Source organism: Campylobacter sp. IFREMER_LSEM_CL2194 (genome assembly GCF_025771685.1).
GTDB lineage: Bacteria > Campylobacterota > Campylobacteria > Campylobacterales > Campylobacteraceae > Campylobacter_D.
Genome location: NZ_JAKMQS010000058.1, coordinates 1 through 571 on the forward strand (window position 1 = coordinate 1; position 571 = coordinate 571).

The following is a 571-nucleotide window of genomic DNA, read 5'->3' on the forward strand; positions in this document are numbered from 1 at the left end:
AATATTTAATTGATTTTGTAAATTAAAAGTGATTTGTAAAATTCTTTCAATATAACTTTTAGGTCTTCTTAAACTTAGTAATAACGGTGCAAAAGGTAGATATCTCTTTGCTATTTTTGTATCATTGATACCTAACATAGAAAATAGTATTTTAGAAATTCTATCGCTGAAGTTAGTATCAAAACTTTTTGGATAATTGTTAAGAGTGGTAATTTCAAAAAAAATCCAAAGAAGATAGTGATTGAAGAAATCAAAAAATAAACTCCATCCATCTCCGCCATCCTCATTCCTAGAGAGCTTGTCTAGTATATAAGAAGGGAGTTGTGATGTATTACCTTGTAGACCCATAAAATTAATCATAATTTCAATAGGAAAATCACTAATATTTTTATTGAATTTTACATATTCGATTTCTTTGTTAGGATGCATTAGGGCATTATTTGCTCTTAGAAAAATATCTTCTTTGGGGTAATCTTTTAATAATTTTTTAAGAAGTTTATAAAAGGTATAAGAGTTTGCATTGTTCATAATATAGGTTTAATTCCTTTTTTAAAAGGATAGTGTATAGTCA

Annotated in this window: 1 protein-coding gene; it reads right to left on the reverse strand. The window is 26.3% G+C overall.

Annotated features, from left to right (window positions below):
• On the reverse strand, positions 1-528 hold a 528-nt coding region (locus L8V79_RS08160; protein ID WP_263703205.1), incomplete at its 3' end, for a type VI secretion system baseplate subunit TssG.
• Positions 529-571 lie beyond the last annotated feature (43 nt).